The following is a 16693-nucleotide window of genomic DNA, read 5'->3' as shown; positions in this document are numbered from 1 at the left end:
TGGAGCCGCTTGCTGCGGCAGTGCAAGGCATCGCCGTATAAGACGCTGCGCGGCCGCTGGCCGCGCCGCTTCTTTCACGCCTTGATAGACCCGTCATTCAAATCTTCAGGCGGATCGTTGAGCCGCCGATGATGGACTTCCCCGGCGTCTTACAGGATAGCAAACTCGAAGGTGGTGCGTTACCGCGGTTTAGGAGATTTCCCAATGGGATCGACAGCAGATACCAAGCAGCCGATCTTGATCATCTGGCCGCGACGCTGTGGGATCGCTATTTCGCTAAGATAGCCTTTCGGATGTGGCAGTAGACGTCAAACGATCGGCCGATCATTGCGGGCTTTATCGCTCATGGTTGGGAATTTGAGATTTTTGGCAGTACTGCACCGGTCGAGCGCCAACCGGGATGGAGACATTTAGAAGTTGAACAGCGTCTTCTCGCCCTTGGTGGCCCGTCCTTCAGGGCGACGGTCATGAAGCTTCGTCAGGCCGGTCTCAAAACAGAGCCGGCCTTCTGGTCGGCCCTGAACCAATCCGGCGCCCCCTATTCGGGCATGCTATCGCTCTCTGTCCAGTCCGACGATGTCTTGGCAGAGCATCTTCAGAACGGGGACTTCACTGCTGAGCATACGTCGTCACGCGGCTGACACTTGTGGCGTTCCCATCATCACGTCCTGAGCGACGGCATTGACCAGGAAGTCGAACACAGTGCGGACACGTAGCGGCAGATTGCGGCGCGAGGCGTAGACCACGGTGATTGGCAGTCTTGCCGGGGGAAACGCCGGCATAACCTCGACAAGTCGCCCCGCGGCAATGTCGTCAGCAGCAAGAATGTGCGACAGGACCGCCAGCCCGCCACCTGCAAGGGCTGCGCGATGGACCGCAACCGCATTGTTGAAGATCATCCTCGGGGCAACCTTGACCTTTTCGATGTCAGCGCCGTTCAAGAAATTCCACGAGCGTCCCTCACCTCCCCGGTTGTAACAAATGCAATCATGGTCGGTGATGTCATGGAGGAGGTTGGGGAGGCCTCGGTTGTTTATATAGGTGGGTGCTGCAACGAGACAGGCCGTCGTCCAGCCAATCCGACGACAGATCAGGCTGCTGTCGGTCACCTCTCCGAGCCGAACCTCAAGGTCGATGCCTTCGCCGACCAGATCGGAAGGTTGTTCCCGGAATACGATGTCGACCGAAAGTCCAGCGTGGTCCGTCAGAAAGGCCGGCAGTCGATCGCTGAGATACAGGCCGAGTGCTGCCGGAAGACTGATCCTGACTTTACCGGCGGCCATCACGCCTTCCGGCGAGGCGGTTTCACCGAGCGATTCCACCGCTTCGATAACTCTCTGGGCCATAGGGATCATCTGCTCGCCTTCGACGGTCAATGACAGAGCGTTCGTTGAGCGGTGAAACAGCCTCGTGCTGTAATGCTCTTCCAGGCAAGACACCTGCCGGGACACTGCGGGCTGCGTCAGGCCAAGATCAACGGCTGCCGCCGAGAACGATCCTGTCTCGGCCACGCGCAAAAACGTTCTGAGCGCTGACACAACATCCATTCTGCCCTCCCCTCTCCCTCATACCAATCTGAATAAGCGTTATGCCGAAAGCTTAGGCCGGTTTTGGTTGCGTGTCCAGCTATTACGGATATCTTAGATCCATAAGGATATTTAGAGTCCTTAATAAAGGAGATAACCATGACACAGCGCCTCAATTACGCCTCCCAGTCCCCCGAATTTTTCAAGAAAATGTCCGAGCTCAGCATGTCGCTGAAAGACAGCGTCATCGAGCAGAAGGTCCGTGATCTCGTCAATATTCGTGCGTCGCAGATCAATGGTTGCGGCTTCTGCCTCGACATGCATGTCAAGGAAGCCAAGATCCACGGGGAGAGCGAACTTCGCCTTTATCACGTCTCGATCTGGCGGGAATCGAACCTCTTCATTCCGCGCGAACGGGCAGCTCTCGCCTGGACCGAGGCCGTCACCGAACTGCCTGAAGGCGGCATTCCGGATGAACTTTACGAGCGGGTTCGCGGACAGCTGTCGGAAAAGGAAATTTCCGACCTGACCTTCTCGATCATGACGATCAATGCGTGGAACCGCGCCAGCATCGCCTTCAAGGCCGTGCCCGGTTCTGCCGACAAGCTTTACGGCCTGGAGAAGGCCGGCCTCAGCTGATCGCGGCAAACACCCGCTTTCGCCAACATCACACGAAGTCAGCGCGCCTGACGAAGGACAAATCATGAAAATCGTTATTATCGGCGGAACCGGCCTGATCGGTTCGAAGACCACTGAGCGCCTGCGGGCAAAAGGCCATGAGGTGATCGCCGCCTCTCCTAATACTGGCGTCAACACGATTACCGGCGAGGGCCTCGCCGAAGCATTGACTGGCGCGCAGGTCGTTCTCGATCTCGCCAACTCACCTTCCTTCGAGGACAAGGCGGTGATGGAGTTCTTCGAAACCTCCGGCCGCAACCTGCTTGCTGCCGAACATGCCGCAAGCGTGAAGCACCACGTCGCGCTTTCCGTGGTCGGCACCGAGCGCTTGCAGGAGAGCGGATATTTCCGGGCAAAGCTTGTGCAGGAAAAGCTGATCCGGGAGGCCGGCATTGCCTACACGATCGTCCACTCCACCCAGTTCATGGAATTTCTGGGCGGTATCGCGCAATCCGCCCTGGTCGATGGCAAGGTGCACCTGTCCCCGGCCTTTGTTCAGCCGATTGCGTCCGACGATGTGGCCGACGCGATGGCCGATGTCGCACTCGCTCAACCGGTCAATGGGCTTGTCGAGATCGCCGGACCAGAGCGCTTCCGGCTTAACGAACTGGTCGCCCGCTATCTGGAATCGACGGGCGACACGAGACAGGTCGTCGCCGACCCCAATGCCAAATATTTCGGCGCTCGCCTTGACGACGGCTCTCTTGTCTCCGACCGCGACCCGCGTCTCGGCAAGATCGGCTTTGAACAGTGGTTCGCCACCGCCCCACGCAAGTGATCCGTCGCTAGGACTAGAAAGGACAATATCATGATCAGAAACATCATCGTCGCAGTAGCCGTCGCCCTGCTCACGACAGGCGTCGTCTCGGCCCACGACGCGCCGGGCGGTGCGGCATCCAAGGTGACCCTCGTCTATGAACACCAGTTGCCGAACGTCCCCGGCAAAAGCCTCAAGGGTGTTCTCGTCGAATACGGCCCAGGGGGATACTCGGACGCCCATACGCATCCCGACAGCGCCTTTATTTATGCCACCGTCCTTGAAGGCTCGATCCTCAGCCAGGTCAACGACGGGCCGGTCAAGGAATACAAGGCTGGAGAGAATTTCTCCGAATTTCCAGGCGATCGGCACGGTGTCAGCAAGAATGGCAGCGACACCAGGCCGGCCAAGCTTCTTGCCGTCTTCGTGGTCGATACCGATCAAAAATATCTGACCTTCCCGATCAAGAAGTAACGACCACGAATGGGACCGGATGCAGCCGCCGCATCCGGTCCTTTTTCTTTCACTTGGAGCGTCTTCATGGCCGATCATCTGCATGCCCTTACCTTCGCGATCGTCGATATCTTAGGTGTGATCGGCATTCTTGTCTGGCATGCGCAGGGCAAGGAGCGCCCGACGCCACGGCTCATCGTCCAGATCGTGTTTTTCGCGTCAATGACCGCCACGCTTTTGTCGTCCGGCATTCTTCCGCATCGGGTGACGACAAGTGAAGCCGAGGGCATCACTGCCTATCTGGGGACGTCGGCTCGTATCCTTTGGTGGGTCCATCTTGCCTGGGCAACGATCGGCTTTGTTCGCCTCTACATTGTGCTCGACCGCAGACCTCAAGAGGCAAGGCTGATCCAGGACCTGATTGTCGCCGGCGTCTATCTGGGCGTCACGCTCTCCATCATCGGCTTCGTCTTCGGCGCACCGATCGGAACGCTGGTCGCAACCTCCGGCGTGGTTGCCATCATCCTTGGCCTTGCCCTGCAGAATACCCTGGGTGACGTCTTTTCCGGCGTGGCGCTCACGCTTGGACGGCCGTTTTCGATTGGCGACTGGATCCAGCTTGGCGATGGCACGGAGGGCCGCGTTATCCAGAACAACTGGCGCTCGACGCAGATCCTGACGCCGGCGCATAATGTTGTGGTCCTCCCCAACAGCGCGCTCGCAAAGGTCAGTCTCACCAATCTCACCCGACCGGACGAAACCCATCTCGTTATCTTGGCCGTCCGCATCGCGGCAGATCGGCAGCCGTCCGCCATTGAAGCGGTTTTGGCGGCGGCACTCGCGGATTGCAGCTGTATCGTGCAGGAACCGAGACCTGTCGTCGCCTTGAAGGGGATCGATACGATCGCCGTCGATGTCGAATTGCAGTTCCGCGTCACCAGCCCGGCAAACCGCACGCCTGCACGCAATGAGATTATCGATGTGATCAGCCGTCACTGTGCGGCCAACGGGCTAAGCTTTGCAATGCCGGCTCACGCCTATCTGTCGGTACCGAACGACCTTAAGCAGGTAAAACCGGTCCCGACCCTACCCCGCGCGCTTTAGCACCCAGTCGAAGGTCCCCGCCCAGATGCCGGGATCGATCTCTTCCTGAAGGGTTTTGCCGAGTTCCGCGAACGTCACCCCGCGAAGGGTTGCCCTCCATGCTTCGTCGGCTTCCCACATGATCCGCGCCACCGCGCATGGACCTGTTTCGCAATAGCCTTTCGGCCGGCAAGGATTGTTGGCACGGATGTTCTGGCAGACGAAGGTTCGGCCTGCCCCCTCGACCGCTTCAACAACGTCTAGGAATGTCAGCTCCGCCGGCGCTTTGGCCAGACGATAGCCTCCCGATGGTCCAAGTGTCGTGTGGACCAGCCCGGCCTGCGACAGGCTCTGGAGCGCCTTGGAGAGATATTCCTTCGGCAGCCCATGAAACTCCGCGAGCGCCTTAGTCGACAGATACCGCCCTTCGGGCAGGCCGGCGAGAATTGCGCAACAGTGGAGTGCCCATTCGACTTGGCTTTTGAGGATCATTCGGCGGAAGTCCAACTTCAGAATTAAGGATACATTATATCCCTATTCTTCTTTGGATGTAAATCAGGTTGACCGGTCATAGGATATGAACTGCCTTTCCGCTCTTCTCGTAAACGAATGATCGGGCAAAAAACCTGCGGCAGAAGAGTAGCGGAGGTGAAAACCTGAAACCCGGTGGGAACCACGACCGAGCTGGGGCCGGCTCCCTCTTCCCGATAAGGTGGCCACCGAAAATCTCGCTGAAAAAACCCATCGAGATCCGCATCGCAGTCTGGTATGTCTGACGCCCTAGCTCAAGCAGTTTTCTTGGAACTATGGAAAGATATTCTGGAAGCCGCTATTGGAGTTCGTTTCATGCACCAGTTCACGACGGGTGAACAGGTTGGTGACGTCACCGATGCTGCCAGCCGCGAGCCGGTCATCCTGACGAAGCATAGGAAGCCGCGCTTTGTCCTTATGAGCTACGATCATTACGAGCGCCTGCGCACCGGCGGCGATAGTCGCAAAGTATATCGTGTGTCGGAAATGCCCGCGGATCATGTCGACCAGTTTGAGGCGGAAACCGATCGCCTGGCGCGTGGCGAGGGCTACGGCGATGAGCCGTGAATTTCTGCCCGGCCAAATCATCGCCAATCCATCTCTGGGCTTGGCAGAACGACCGCGGAGAGATAGGAGAACGCAAATCGCGCCCGACTTGCGTCGCCGTCGCGGTCCGTAGCGCCAAGGACGACCTCGCCCACCTTGCCTCTTGCTGTACGACGAAGGCACCGCTTTCGGATCGTGTCGCCATTGAAGTTCTCGATACGGAAGCACGCCGAGCAGGCTTGAGCAACCTAAACCGCTGGGTAATCGTCGACGAGTACAATTACGATATCGCTGAGCGGTCGTGGTATATCGAGCCCGATGGAAACGTTATCAGCCGTTTCAGTAGAGCGTTCATGGAAGTTCGCAGGGTCGTTCGGCGAAGCTTCAAGAAGGTCGGGTCGCCGAATTAACCAACTGGATTGATTGGCGCGACAAGGCTCCGCAAGCAAGCGCGCTCAACTCATGCAGATTTATCGCCTTGAATGGATGCGAACCGTCGTTCAGTCGTTATGCTCGCATCGAAATCCCCTTAGGGACGCAACTTGCTCTGGTGCTGCTGAAATGGGGATATGAGTAGCCATCCTGCTTCACAACTTCCTTTATCAGTCCATTCGGGACCTCAGCCGCCTCGCCAATAGCTGTCGATGATATGCTGGCAATTGTTGACGATCCGCTGACCGATTTCGGGATTGCCGCCCTTCAGCGTATCGGGATCGCCGCCGCAGAGGCGGACAAACGTCACCTGCTGGACCGTGAACATGAAATAATCCCTGCTGGTCGGTTCGAATTCCAGCCCCGCCTCCTTGAAACCGTCGGCGACTTCGGCAGCCGCGACGTCGATCGCCCTGAAGACTTTGTCTAACATCGAGCGTTCAGCCGCATTGCGGATCTCATGATATTTCCGCTGTTCGGGCGTCGGCGCGGAGCAGGTCTTCTCGGTCATGTCTTTCTCCATGGCATAATGGTTGGCCTCACTGAAGTTTGCGCTATCTCAAGCCGTACATGGTAGGTCGTAGATGAAGGTCCAAAAGTTCAGCATCTCGGACGCGGAGTTCGTCAAATCGCCCGGACAGGATGCCGACATCTATGTCGGAAACCTGGTGGACGAGAACGATGGTGGCCCTGTGTCTATTGGCTATGGCCGGTATGCTCCAGGTCAGTCACTGACGGAGACGATGGGAGTGGACGACTCGATGATCTTCCTTGAGGGCCGACTGTCGGTATCCACCAGCGATAGAACGGTTACGGCAGGCCCAGGCGATATCGTCTATATGCCCAAAGGTCAGTTCCGTGACCATCACGACGGAGGGTGAGGGTGCGACGACGGCTTTTGTGACCTATCCGCACTGGGCCGAGGCGCGAGAGAGATGAAAGGAGATGGCCTCCTTACCAAGCGAACATCCCAGCCGGGAAAACACACGACTGATCTACCACATCAGCAATAGCGCCTCGTCCACTCCGTTGCAGTCCATCGATCGTTTTCTCGAGGCACCTCTCCCACCACTTTCATTGCCTCGCAGCGGACCCAGCCCTTTGCCTTGAGGATGACGAGCGGCTTCAATCGGGCAATGGTATGGACTCCGCGCGGTCGTCGGCGGGAAGGTCGAACCGGCCTTCGCCCCACTTTCCGGCTCGCCATTCGGCCTTGGCTTCCTCGATACGCTCCATCGACGAGGCGACGAAGTTCCACCAGATGTATCTTGGCCCGGAAAAGGTTGCGCCCCCGAGTATCATGATGCGTGCGCCCTTCTCGCCAGCCGCGACGGTTATCCTGTCTCCGGGACGGAACACCATCATCTGCATCGTGCCGAACTCCTGTCCGGCGACCGAGATCGAACCCTCGACGACGTAGATCGCCCTGTCTTCATGCTCGTCGGGCATGGGCAGACGCGCGAGCGGATCCAACTTGACGTCAGCGTAGAAGGTCTCGGAGAACATCCTGGCGGGAGCGCGCTCTCCGTAGGCGTTTCCAAGGATCAGCCGCGCCGAAACGCCCTTGTCTTCAATCATCGGAAGCGCGTTCCTGCCGTGGTGCTCGAAGGAAGGCGCCACGTCCTCGTGGTCATCAGGCAGGGCGAGCCACGTCTGCATTCCAAACAGGCTGTTCGGGCCGCTCCTTGCCGCCGCACTCGTGCGCTCCGAATGCGAGACACCTTTGCCTGCGACCATCCAGTTCAACTCGCCTGGCCTGATGATCTGGTCGGCACCCGTGCTGTCCCGGTGATGGAAATCGCCTTGATAGAGGTAGGTCACGGTGCCGAGACCGATATGCGGATGGGGTCGAACGTCGACGCCCTGCCCGGTCAGGAGTTCGGCGGGACCGGCCTGGTCGAAGAATATGAACGGGCCGACCATCTGGCGGTTCGGCGCAGGTAGCGCGCGTCGGACCTCGAAGCCGCCCAGGTCGCGGGCGCGGGGAACGATCAACGTCTCGATCGCGTCCACGCCGACCTCATCAGGGCATCCCGGTTCGATCGCAGGGTTCCAGCTCATATGTAACGTCCTCTTCTTCGGCCGTGATCAGCCATTCATAGCGAGGAGCGGAGACCCATGGTATGCACCGCCCCTCTTTTTAGGCGCGCTTACGCTCCAGCGCCAGCCTTGGGCGCGGCAGTGTTGAGCAGCTGCTGCTCCCACAGATAGGCAATGCCGCTCCCGCCAGAATGCTGGACGATGACATCGGTGATCTTCGCCGCCTGTTCGGCACGGGCCCAGTCGCGCTGCCATTCGGCAGCGAGCGCGAGCCACGTCATCATGTTAACCCCGGCTGCGATCATGCGCTGAATTGCAACCTGATGCGCCTCGGAGGAGACTGCTCCCGATGCATCCGTGATGACGGTTACATCCCAGCCTTCACCCGCGGCCTGGATTGCCGGCATGGCGACGCATACTTCCGTCCAGAGGCCGGCGATTATCAATTGCTTGCGGCCCGTCGCCTTCACTACGTCAACGACTTTCGGGTCTTGCCATGTGTTGATGAGCGTCCGGTCGATGATTTCCTGACCGGGAAAGACGTCGGCGATCTGCGGAAACAGGTTGCCGCCGCGCTCCGCGATTACCGTGGTGAGAATGGTCGGAACGTCGAAGGCCTTTGCCGCCTTCGCTAGGCCGACCGTGTTGTTGACCACCATCGTCGGCTCGTGGCTGTTTACGTTCGCGAGCTGATATGGCTGATGGTCGATGAGAACGAGCACCGAGTCTTCGGGGCGCAGAAGCGAGGCGAGGCCGTTACGAAAGGTCATGAAATATCCTTTTTAATGGTTCGTAGACAGTGTGAAGGCGTCCTCAGGACGTCGATCCACGAAAACCTTGTCAGCGCCATGCCTGATGCGGTAGCCCTCGGAATCGGGAGCTGTGTTGCAGAATGGGGAACGCGAAATGGAAATCGACGATCTCAGGACCTTCGTAGAAGTCGCCGACACAGGAGGGGTCACGCCCGCCGCGCAACGGCTTGGCGTCTCAAAGTCCATGGTGAGCCGACGCATCGCGCGCGTTGAGGCGGAACTGGGCGTCCAGCTCGTCGCACGCACGACACGCGGCATCGCACTGACCGAGGAAGGCGCAACGTTTCGCGATTACGCGGCGAGGATCTCAGCGGAGATCGATGTGGCACGCGAAACGATCCTGCCGGCGGGCGAGCTGCGCGGGCGTCTAAGGGTCGCCGCCCCTTTATCGTTCGGACCGACCCATTTCGCCCCTGTCCTCTCTCAGATGGCGCGCCGGCACCCACAGCTCCAGGTCATCTCGTGCTACACCGACCGCTTCGTCGATCTTATTACCGAGGGTTTCGACTGCGCAATCCGGATCGGCTACCTGCCGGATTCCAATCTCGTGGCAAGGCGCGTCGGACCACTCTACGGAAGGTTCGTTGGGAGTCCCGACTACGTGGCCCGGAATGGTTCGCCAGAAACGCCGGACGAACTTCTCAAGCATGAGGCGCTCATGCAGGGAACGGAGACCTGGCAGGTCACCGATGGCGACCAGGTGCTCAACATCCGACCGCAGGGCCGCTTCAAGGCCGACAACGGAGTGGCACTGCTCGCAGCCGCATTGGAAGGTCTTGGCATCGCCAGACTTCCAAACGGCCTCACAGACCAGCATATCGCATCCGGGGCGCTCATCGAGGTGATGCCGAAGCACCCGCCGCCCACAGCTGGCATCTTCGTCGTCAGGCCTCCTGGACAGCATCCTGCCAAGAAAGTCCGCGTGCTGACAGAGATGCTGATCGAATGCTTCGACTCCGGCTCCTAGGAGCGCGCCGAATCCTACGGTGCAAGATACTCTGAAAAGAAATCGGCCAGCCTTTTGACCGCCGGGCCAACGTATTCCGGCTTGTAATACAGGTCGTAGTGGCCCGCGCCTTCGACTTCGAAGAAGTGCTTCGCTTTCGAGAGAGAGAGGTCGAACAGACGCCTCCCCGCCTCGTATTGCCCGGTCGGCCCTTGGCGCCCGCCGACGATTACCTGCAGCGGCTGTGTCAGCAACTCGGGCACAAGGCTGAATGCGTCGAAACCCAATAAGCCGCCATAGCTGACAAATAGCAGGCGGTTCGTCGAATTCGGATGCCGATACTCCGTCTCCCGGTAGAACGTAACGGCCTCCAGAAGCTCGAGATCGGTTATCCCTGCCGCCTTGGCTTCTGCAAGGGAGTCAGGAATCCATGGATCTCTTCGCGGCTCGGCACCACGGGCCTGCGCGGTGCGCTCTGCCGCGGCGTCCTGGAGGGTCTGACGGTAGTCGGGAAGCATGCGACGCATCGCTTCGCCGATGTCGTTGGCAACGACTGTGCCTACCGCCTTGAAGCGCGGTTCAGTCAGGGCCGCCTTGATTGCGTAGCCGCCGCCTGCGCAAATCCCGAGAAGCCCGATCCGCGCCTCGTCTACATAAGGTAGCGTCGTCAGATGATCGACCGCACATTTTATGTCTTCGACACGAACGGCCGGATCTTCGAGATCGCGGGGTTGGCCGCCGCTCTCGCCCTGGTATGACGGGTCGAACGTCAGGGCTAAGAAGCCGGATGCGGAGAGCCTTTCGGCGTAGATGCCGCCGATCTGTTCCTTCACGCTGCTGCCGGGTGTCGCCAGGACGATCGTGGGATATGCGCCAGCCTCCTCAAAGTCTGGCGGCAGGTGGATGTTGCCGACGACCTCGACACCTCTGTTCATGAATGAAACCCGCTTGATCATGCGGTAACACTCCTTCTTATGTTCATGGCGTCATCACGACCCGCCCTAGGGGCTTAGCAGCCTCGGCGTATTCGTGTGCCTTCGCGGCGTCTTCGAGTGCGAAAGATCGGTCGATCACGACGTCGACCCGGCCGGCTGCGGCAGCGGTAAGGAGATCGTCGACGGTGCCGTGCACCGAAGGCCGTTCGAAGATGGATCCCATGAATACCCCGTGAAGCGTCTGATTGTTCTGCATCGGCTGCCATAGATCGACATCGAGCTTTCCGCCGCCGGCATTGCCGAGGAAGACGAGGCGCCCTTCCGGTGCGAGTACTAAAAGCGAAGCCTGCAATGTAGAGCCGACCGGGTCGATGACCAGTTGGACGCCCTTCCTGTCGGTCAGTCGGCGCGCCTCTTCAACCACGTCGTGCTGGAGCCGGTCGACGACGAAGGTGGCGCCGAGTTCGATCAGACGGCTCTGCCTCTCGCTCCCGCTTGCGACGGCGATGACGGTCGCTCCTGCCTGTCTGGCAAGCTGCACCGCCGCCAGCCCCACGCCTCCAGCCGCGGCGTGGATAAGGACAGTTTCGCCCTCCCGGACACCACCTCGGGTTATCACGCTGTGATAGCCGGAGCCAAAGGAGATGGGCAGCGCGGCGGCTTTTGCAATGTCCAGGCCCGCGGGAACCAGCCATGTTCGCGAAGCAGCGACAGCCCAGAGTTCAGCGTGCGATCCCTGCATGCTGAAGGCAGCGACCTTGTCGCCGACGGCACATGTGGTCACGTCTTCGCCCACACTCAAGACCGTTCCAGCCGCTGCGTAGCCTACCACCCACCGAGGTACCTGGGACGTCGATCTGCGATTGATTAGATCTCCGCCTTCAATGGAGATCGCTTCCACTCTTATGAGAACTTCGTCCGGCCCGCAGACCGGATCAGGCACGTCGACATATTTAAGCACAGACGGTGGTCCCGGATTGTCGTAGACGGCGGCCTTCATCTTCACTCCATTCTAAGTGGAAACGTGTGGAGACATGTAGGTGGTCCACGGTCCCGAAAAAGGGCTCCCTATCAGGAACGCCATGTCGCGCGATTTGCAACGGGCAAGATGGAAAGCGGTCGCTGTTCCCCACCGCGCAACAAGCTGTCGCATTCACCGCTACTTCAACCACTGCGCCGGGGCCACGATATAGGCGGAACACCCTGTCGGGCGCATCCGCAGAGCTGCGGCACTCCCGACTTCACAACTGACGACGAAGAAAGGAACCGAATCCCATGATCGATTTGAGTGGTAAGCGCGCCTTGGTTACTGGCGGCTCTCGCGGCATCGGTGCGTCCATTGTTGAAGCACTTGCGGACAATGGCGCCGATGTGGCGTTTACCTACCAGAGTGCGGCCGAGAAGGCCGCAGCGGTTGCCCGGTCCGTCGAAAGCCGCGGCCGTCGAGCCGTCGCCATCCAGGCCGACAACGCCAATCCGCAGGCGATCGCGCGGGCTGTCAAAGACGCCGTGGCCGCGCTCGGCGGGCTGGACATCCTCGTCAATAGCGCAGCGATCGGTCATTCAGGCACCATCGCCGATCTGGACCTGGACGATTATCAAGCCCTGATGGACGTCAACGTGCGAGCGCCGGTGCTGTTCGCAAAGGCGGCGATTCCGCATCTGCGAGACGGCGGCCGTATCGTCACGATCGGCTCCGCGCTCGGTGAGCGGGTGCCCTTCCCTGGGCTCACGCCGTACGCAATGTCGAAGGCGGCACTGACGTCCTTCACGCGCGGCCTCTCTCGCGAACTTGGACCGAGCGGCATCACCGTGAACCTCGTCCAGCCTGGAGCGACGGACACGGATGCCAACCCGGCCGACGGCGCGGCAGCAGACTTCCAGCGAAGCCTGACGTCGCTGGGGCGCTACGGCGAGCCGAAGGAGGTTGCGAACGCCGTGGTATTTCTGGCAAGCCCCGCCGCGAGCATAATCACAGGCGCGACGCTTACCGCAGACGGCGGCGCGATCGCCTGACGCACTTCCCCACAGGCGTGGCCTTTCGCTGAGGACGGCCACGCTTTCCGCGACATCGGAAACCTTCCCTGCAGTCAAAGGCTGCGCAAGATTTCTACAGTCGCCTTGATGTGATTTGAACCGACGTCAAGTTGGTTGAGCGCCCAAAGCATTGAAACCGATGTACGATTTTAGATCCGAGAACCCGTGACCGACCGTTACGTGCTCAAACGAATGTCTTCTGGTGGGTCTAAACCGATCTCGATGTTGCCCTTTCTCCTGATTCGGTTAAGCGCGCTTTGGCCTTCTTCAGACAGCATGCCGTTTGCAGCTTTCTGAAGAGCCTCCTGCCACGATGGCCCACGTTGCCACGCTTCTTCGAACGCGATCGCGAAATCGGACGCCCTGCGGGTTTCATAGAGAGCTTCGAAAAGGATCTCGGCTTGGCGGATATCTTTTTCGCGTTTGACCGCACTCAGCCCGTCGGTCCTGCGTCTTGTGGCCACGATCATTTTATGCACCGCATATCGGGCAGGGTCTGGAACAGTCACCGGGACGCCGCTCTTGTGCAACAGGATCGTTCGTAAGGGATCTCTAATCAGGAAATCGAGAAACCGGAGTGGATCCGCGCTTGCGCCACCAAGAGCAGGCATGCTTGCGGGTTGGTCGATGTAGTCATCAGATCCTCGGTTTGAAGTTAAAAATTCGACACGATATCCAGTCGCATTCTGAAAGGCGGACGAGGCAATCGAACCTGATCGATGGGGGACTGGCCGAAAACTTGGATCAACGTTCTGCAGGAGATCAACAATGGGAGGCAGCGTGTCTTCAACCTCGCGAGAGAGTGCATAATCCTGGGCAATATCGGCATCCCCGGTCAGAATTGCAGCCGCTGGCAATCGAACGCCGAGCAAGCCCGCATAGGTCTGAAATGCGACCGTGCCGATGAGCACACCGCGAAGCCGAAAGAGGCCGCCGGATGCAAGCGCTTCCACGATCGCTCCTGACATCGTATCCGGTGCAATCATCCCGCCTTCACGAGTGAGACTGCTTACCATCCTTCTGCGTGCGAGAAGATCATCTTTCTGCCGCTGATGTGTCTCGACGCGGCGCGTGATCTCTCCATCTTCTGTAGGACCGACATAGCGCCGGGATTTTCCACCGGAACCATCCGGTATGTCGAAGTACCAGTAGCTTTTTTCCTTGACCACGACGCGCTGAAAGCGGCCTTCTGCCGGAAAATCGGCGGTCCAGGCAGCGTCCACTGACCGTTGTCCCAGCTCTGCCAGCATTGTCTGATAGACGAGATCAATCTTTTTCATCGTGACACCAACGGCGTTATACCTTTTTCGAAGGGCGGTATATCAAAGAGTATCCCGCTGCGAAAGGGTTGAGACGTCACTATATCCATCGGCGGGGATCTGAGCGTTCCACAAGCACCAAGCGACCTTGCGTATTGATATAAGCAGGAGGGAGATCCTCAAGCCAGCCATCTCCCTACGGGCAGAAATCTGATACATCGTTTCTTAAAGCTCACCACATATTCCCGCTCGCCCTCGGCATTAACGCCGAGAGAAACGGAATGAGCATGAACAAAAACGACCTTTCATCACGTCATTTTCAGCGAAAGATATCCCAATTCTGCGAGCTGCGTATTGCGCCGATTGTGTACAGGCGGGTGCTGGAGAAAATCCATCCCTTCCTGGTCAGCTTGATTATCTACCGGGAATCGCCCCCGCTCGTGAATGGACATATCGACTGGACGGCGATCACTCAGGCCTGCGGGATTGAAGCCGATTTGACGGCAGAACTGAAAAAGCGGCTTCAGCCAGGCTTGGATGCAATCATCAGGTGGCTAGGTGCAACACCAGCGGCCGAAGCAGACAGTTGGCCTGGACAAAATGGCGTCCGCCAAAGAGCAGCCGCCGCGACTTCAACCAGAAAGCCTCAACGTGCGACGGCCGATGGCATCGTTGCCCCGTCTGAATCGGTGCCACGTGGGCCGACTCCAACCGATCAGCCCTTTCCCTGAAGCACTATTCGAAGCGACAGAAGATCCCGCGAGCTTTCAGGAAGCACTTGTCTATCATATGCGTCGGTTCGGCGACACCTATTGGCAGCTCTATCGCGACGTAGTTCATCTGAATGAGACCTTTGACAACAAGACGCTGTTATCCTGGATCCAGGGCGAGCGCGTGCCGCGATCTGTTGCTAGCTTCAATATCCTTCGCCGCATCGAGCAACGCTATCGGCTTTCGGAGGGATATTTCAAAGAGAAGCTGCCGCACCGGGGACGTTCGCTATATGGTCACGATCTCGGTGACATCAGCCCTGCTGAGCGGCGAAGGATTTCGTTGCATCTGCCCGAGGACTTCAACAGCCTGCCCTTTACCAAGCGGGAGGAGATCCTCGATTGGGTGCGCCGGGTGATCATTTCCGGCTCTACGGAATATCGCCGCTATCAGGCGGCAGCCAGTAAGCAGCGTTATGCCATCCGCTTTCCCGGCGTCACTTATGGCAGCAGGTTTATTCATCTCGATCGTTGGCCTCCGCGACCGGCGCCAATCAGAATGTCGCTGCAGAACTTGACGATCCGGATCTGCTCTCCGGCGTTGTCGATGCACCGCCGAAGCTTGCAATGGAAATGGCTGATCTCGTCCGCTTCAAGACTTCGACGCTGACGGCGATTGGCTTTCAGCGCAATGGCGTCTGGGGTGAAGAAACAGCCTCCCAGAAGATTGAGCACCTCGGCTTAATGTTTGGTGCGCTGGCTGCCTCGCCAAACGGTGTCGTGAAGGGTTTCGGTCTGCCAGTCAGCCAGTTGAGTTTCGGCCTTCTCGTCTTCCCCGCTGTTTGGGACTGGTATCTACAATGGCGTGAGCAGCGGCGTGGCTTCTACACCAAATGGGAAGAAGACATGCTGATGGTAGCGCAAGCTCTCACTCGTGCGGATGTTGGCTGGGTTCGGCAGCACCTGGAGCTACTTCAGAATGTCCGGCCCATAAAGGGGCTGATTGAGCAGGAAGAGATTGAATTTGCCGCCCGCGATTGGCACGGGCCTGTGACGCTTTCCACCGACATGCCGCCAACCGATCCAAAGAAATCCAACGGGTCATGCGTGTTCACCGAGATCCCTTCGAGCCAATCATGTGTGTCCTCGAGGCCGACAGCCCATTGGCGGAATATCGTAAGATTACGGACGAGATCCTTGAGCGGATGCCGGATGAAAGCAGATACCCGCGGCCAGCGGCCGAAGCCGTCAGATCCTTCCTGCTCCTCCGGCTTGGCCTCCATCTCGGGCTCCGACAAAAGAACCTTCGCCAACTTCGTGTCTGCCCCCGTGGACACTATCCGACGTCAGAACGCCGGCTTGAAGATATGAAGTGCGGCGAGCTGCGCTGGAATGATCGCGACCATGGGTGGGAAGTCCTTATCCCGTCGGTCGCATTCAAAAACTCCGGCTCCTCTTTCTTCGGACGGAAACCCTTTCGGCTGATCCTGCCGGACCTGCTCGATCTCTACGAGTATCTCGATGCCTATATTGACCGTCATCGCGGTGTCCTCCTTGGAGGAGCCAAGGATCCCGGAACGCTCTTCGTCAAGACGGTGAAGACGACGAGCATTGATGCGGCTTACAATTCGACCACGTTCTACGAGGCATGGCGGACTGTTATTCAACGCTACGGGATCTATCACCCTTACACCGGGCGTGGCGCAATCAAGGGCTTGCTACCACATGGACCGCATAACATTCTCGCGACACATATTCTGAACCAGACCGGATCATACGAGCAGGCGAGTTATGCTATTCAGGATACTCCTGATGTCGTGCGACAGCACTATGGTCGCTTCCTGCCGCAAGACACGGCCGCGCTGGCGGCCAAGATCCTCAATCAGGTTTGGGAAGCTGCGTAAAATCGAATGAGATGCCCAGCTTGGATGTTGGCTGCAGCCAACAT

Annotated in this window: 16 protein-coding genes and 2 pseudogenes; 10 read left to right on the top strand and 8 right to left on the bottom strand. The window is 58.8% G+C overall.

Features of this window, described 5'->3' with window-relative positions; translation table 11 throughout:
- Nucleotides 1-323: 323 nt before the first annotated feature.
- Nucleotides 324-641: a DUF4269 domain-containing protein gene (locus tag B3605_RS21580; RefSeq protein ID WP_349677266.1), complete on the top strand. Its 318-nt coding sequence runs from the start codon at nucleotides 324-326 to the stop codon at nucleotides 639-641.
- Here the strand turns inward: B3605_RS21580 and B3605_RS21575 are convergent.
- Nucleotides 630-1547 carry a LysR family transcriptional regulator gene (locus B3605_RS21575; RefSeq protein ID WP_113010499.1) on the bottom strand — a complete coding sequence of 306 codons (918 nt, stop codon included), beginning with the start codon at nucleotides 1545-1547 and terminating at the stop codon, nucleotides 630-632. The two genes, B3605_RS21580 and B3605_RS21575, sit on opposite strands and share 12 nt — an antisense overlap.
- A 138-nt stretch (nucleotides 1548-1685) precedes the next feature.
- On the opposite strand from B3605_RS21575, the gene B3605_RS21570 reads away from it, so the two are divergent.
- From B3605_RS21570 to B3605_RS21555, 4 genes are all read left to right on the top strand, one after another.
- The gene (locus B3605_RS21570; RefSeq protein WP_112944262.1) at nucleotides 1686-2165 is read left to right on the top strand and encodes a carboxymuconolactone decarboxylase family protein; all 480 of its coding nucleotides are present in this window, start codon (nucleotides 1686-1688) and stop codon (nucleotides 2163-2165) included.
- 64 nt (nucleotides 2166-2229) lie between these two features.
- Complete coding sequence (locus B3605_RS21565; protein ID WP_296435967.1) at nucleotides 2230-2982, top strand: SDR family oxidoreductase; 753 nt, start codon at nucleotides 2230-2232, stop codon at nucleotides 2980-2982.
- 30 nt (nucleotides 2983-3012) lie between these two features.
- The gene (locus B3605_RS21560; protein WP_112944264.1) at nucleotides 3013-3435 is read left to right on the top strand and encodes a cupin domain-containing protein; all 423 of its coding nucleotides are present in this window, start codon (nucleotides 3013-3015) and stop codon (nucleotides 3433-3435) included.
- 66 nt (nucleotides 3436-3501) lie between these two features.
- Nucleotides 3502-4518, top strand: a complete 1017-nt coding sequence (locus B3605_RS21555; RefSeq protein WP_296435966.1) for a mechanosensitive ion channel family protein — start codon at nucleotides 3502-3504, stop codon at nucleotides 4516-4518.
- Here the strand turns inward: B3605_RS21555 and B3605_RS21550 are convergent.
- On the bottom strand, nucleotides 4501-4989 hold the full coding sequence (locus B3605_RS21550; protein ID WP_112944266.1) for an RrF2 family transcriptional regulator: 489 nt from the start codon (nucleotides 4987-4989) through the stop codon (nucleotides 4501-4503). The two genes, B3605_RS21555 and B3605_RS21550, sit on opposite strands and share 18 nt — an antisense overlap.
- A 354-nt stretch (nucleotides 4990-5343) precedes the next feature.
- Here B3605_RS21550 and B3605_RS21545 point away from each other — a divergent pair, with 354 nt between their 5' ends.
- Nucleotides 5344-5595 (top strand): type II toxin-antitoxin system prevent-host-death family antitoxin, encoded by a 252-nt coding sequence (locus B3605_RS21545; RefSeq protein WP_112944267.1) that lies wholly within the window; start codon nucleotides 5344-5346, stop codon nucleotides 5593-5595.
- Nucleotides 5596-6193: 598 nt separating this feature from the next.
- On the opposite strand, the gene B3605_RS21535 is transcribed toward B3605_RS21545, so the two are convergent.
- Nucleotides 6194-6517, bottom strand: coding sequence for a hypothetical protein (locus B3605_RS21535; RefSeq protein WP_112944268.1), 324 nt, complete (start codon nucleotides 6515-6517; stop codon nucleotides 6194-6196).
- A 73-nt stretch (nucleotides 6518-6590) separates the two neighbouring features.
- Between B3605_RS21535 and B3605_RS21530 the strand changes: the two are divergent.
- Nucleotides 6591-6945, top strand: a pseudogene (locus B3605_RS21530) (cupin domain-containing protein).
- Between the two features lie 186 nt (nucleotides 6946-7131).
- On the opposite strand, the gene B3605_RS21525 reads toward B3605_RS21530, so the two are convergent.
- Nucleotides 7132-8067, bottom strand: coding sequence for a pirin family protein (locus tag B3605_RS21525; protein WP_112944269.1), 936 nt, complete (start codon nucleotides 8065-8067; stop codon nucleotides 7132-7134).
- An 89-nt stretch (nucleotides 8068-8156) separates the two neighbouring features.
- A complete protein-coding gene (locus B3605_RS21520; protein WP_112944270.1) occupies nucleotides 8157-8816 on the bottom strand; it encodes a hydrolase in 660 nt (219 codons plus the stop codon).
- Nucleotides 8817-8952: 136 nt separating this feature from the next.
- Here B3605_RS21520 and B3605_RS21515 point away from each other — a divergent pair, with 136 nt between their 5' ends.
- The gene (locus B3605_RS21515) at nucleotides 8953-9825 is read left to right on the top strand and encodes a LysR family transcriptional regulator (RefSeq protein ID WP_112944271.1); all 873 of its coding nucleotides are present in this window, start codon (nucleotides 8953-8955) and stop codon (nucleotides 9823-9825) included.
- 14 nt (nucleotides 9826-9839) lie between these two features.
- Here B3605_RS21515 and B3605_RS21510 read toward each other — a convergent pair whose 3' ends face one another.
- Nucleotides 9840-10760 carry an alpha/beta hydrolase gene (locus tag B3605_RS21510; protein WP_296435964.1) on the bottom strand — a complete coding sequence of 307 codons (921 nt, stop codon included), beginning with the start codon at nucleotides 10758-10760 and terminating at the stop codon, nucleotides 9840-9842.
- 22 nt (nucleotides 10761-10782) lie between these two features.
- A complete protein-coding gene (locus tag B3605_RS21505; RefSeq protein ID WP_296435962.1) occupies nucleotides 10783-11739 on the bottom strand; it encodes a quinone oxidoreductase family protein in 957 nt (318 codons plus the stop codon).
- Between the two features lie 275 nt (nucleotides 11740-12014).
- On the opposite strand from B3605_RS21505, the gene B3605_RS21500 reads away from it, so the two are divergent.
- Nucleotides 12015-12755, top strand: coding sequence for an SDR family NAD(P)-dependent oxidoreductase (locus B3605_RS21500; protein WP_112944273.1), 741 nt, complete (start codon nucleotides 12015-12017; stop codon nucleotides 12753-12755).
- Between the two features lie 197 nt (nucleotides 12756-12952).
- Here B3605_RS21500 and B3605_RS21495 read toward each other — a convergent pair whose 3' ends face one another.
- Nucleotides 12953-14056 (bottom strand): nucleotidyltransferase family protein, encoded by a 1104-nt coding sequence (locus tag B3605_RS21495; protein ID WP_296435959.1) that lies wholly within the window; start codon nucleotides 14054-14056, stop codon nucleotides 12953-12955.
- A gap of 260 nt (nucleotides 14057-14316) precedes the next feature.
- On the opposite strand from B3605_RS21495, the pseudogene B3605_RS21490 reads away from it, so the two are divergent.
- Nucleotides 14317-16649, top strand: a pseudogene (locus tag B3605_RS21490) (hypothetical protein).
- The last annotated feature ends 44 nt before the right edge of the window (nucleotides 16650-16693 follow it).

The sequence above is a fragment of the Rhizobium sp. UBA1881 genome (assembly GCF_002338015.1).
Lineage (GTDB): Bacteria > Pseudomonadota > Alphaproteobacteria > Rhizobiales > Rhizobiaceae > Rhizobium.
This window is presented reverse-complemented; position numbering and strand designations above follow the sequence as displayed.

Excerpts from the sequence above, each read along its gene's own strand:
- B3605_RS21535 (WP_112944268.1), bottom strand. The coding sequence starts at position 6,517 with ATGACCGAGAAGACCTGCTCCGCGCCGACGCCCGAACAGCGGAAATAT.
- B3605_RS21520 (WP_112944270.1), bottom strand. The coding sequence starts at position 8,816 with ATGACCTTTCGTAACGGCCTCGCCTCGCTTCTGCGCCCCGAAGACTCG.
- B3605_RS21560 (WP_112944264.1), top strand. The coding sequence starts at position 3,013 with ATGATCAGAAACATCATCGTCGCAGTAGCCGTCGCCCTGCTCACGACA.
- B3605_RS21505 (WP_296435962.1), bottom strand. The coding sequence starts at position 11,739 with ATGAAGGCCGCCGTCTACGACAATCCGGGACCACCGTCTGTGCTTAAA.
- B3605_RS21550 (WP_112944266.1), bottom strand. The coding sequence starts at position 4,989 with ATGATCCTCAAAAGCCAAGTCGAATGGGCACTCCACTGTTGCGCAATT.
- B3605_RS21575 (WP_113010499.1), bottom strand. The coding sequence starts at position 1,547 with ATGGATGTTGTGTCAGCGCTCAGAACGTTTTTGCGCGTGGCCGAGACA.
- B3605_RS21545 (WP_112944267.1), top strand. The coding sequence starts at position 5,344 with ATGCACCAGTTCACGACGGGTGAACAGGTTGGTGACGTCACCGATGCT.
- B3605_RS21495 (WP_296435959.1), bottom strand. The coding sequence starts at position 14,056 with ATGAAAAAGATTGATCTCGTCTATCAGACAATGCTGGCAGAGCTGGGA.
- B3605_RS21515 (WP_112944271.1), top strand. The coding sequence starts at position 8,953 with ATGGAAATCGACGATCTCAGGACCTTCGTAGAAGTCGCCGACACAGGA.
- B3605_RS21570 (WP_112944262.1), top strand. The coding sequence starts at position 1,686 with ATGACACAGCGCCTCAATTACGCCTCCCAGTCCCCCGAATTTTTCAAG.
- B3605_RS21525 (WP_112944269.1), bottom strand. The coding sequence starts at position 8,067 with ATGAGCTGGAACCCTGCGATCGAACCGGGATGCCCTGATGAGGTCGGC.
- B3605_RS21565 (WP_296435967.1), top strand. The coding sequence starts at position 2,230 with ATGAAAATCGTTATTATCGGCGGAACCGGCCTGATCGGTTCGAAGACC.
- B3605_RS21555 (WP_296435966.1), top strand. The coding sequence starts at position 3,502 with ATGGCCGATCATCTGCATGCCCTTACCTTCGCGATCGTCGATATCTTA.
- B3605_RS21500 (WP_112944273.1), top strand. The coding sequence starts at position 12,015 with ATGATCGATTTGAGTGGTAAGCGCGCCTTGGTTACTGGCGGCTCTCGC.
- B3605_RS21510 (WP_296435964.1), bottom strand. The coding sequence starts at position 10,760 with ATGATCAAGCGGGTTTCATTCATGAACAGAGGTGTCGAGGTCGTCGGC.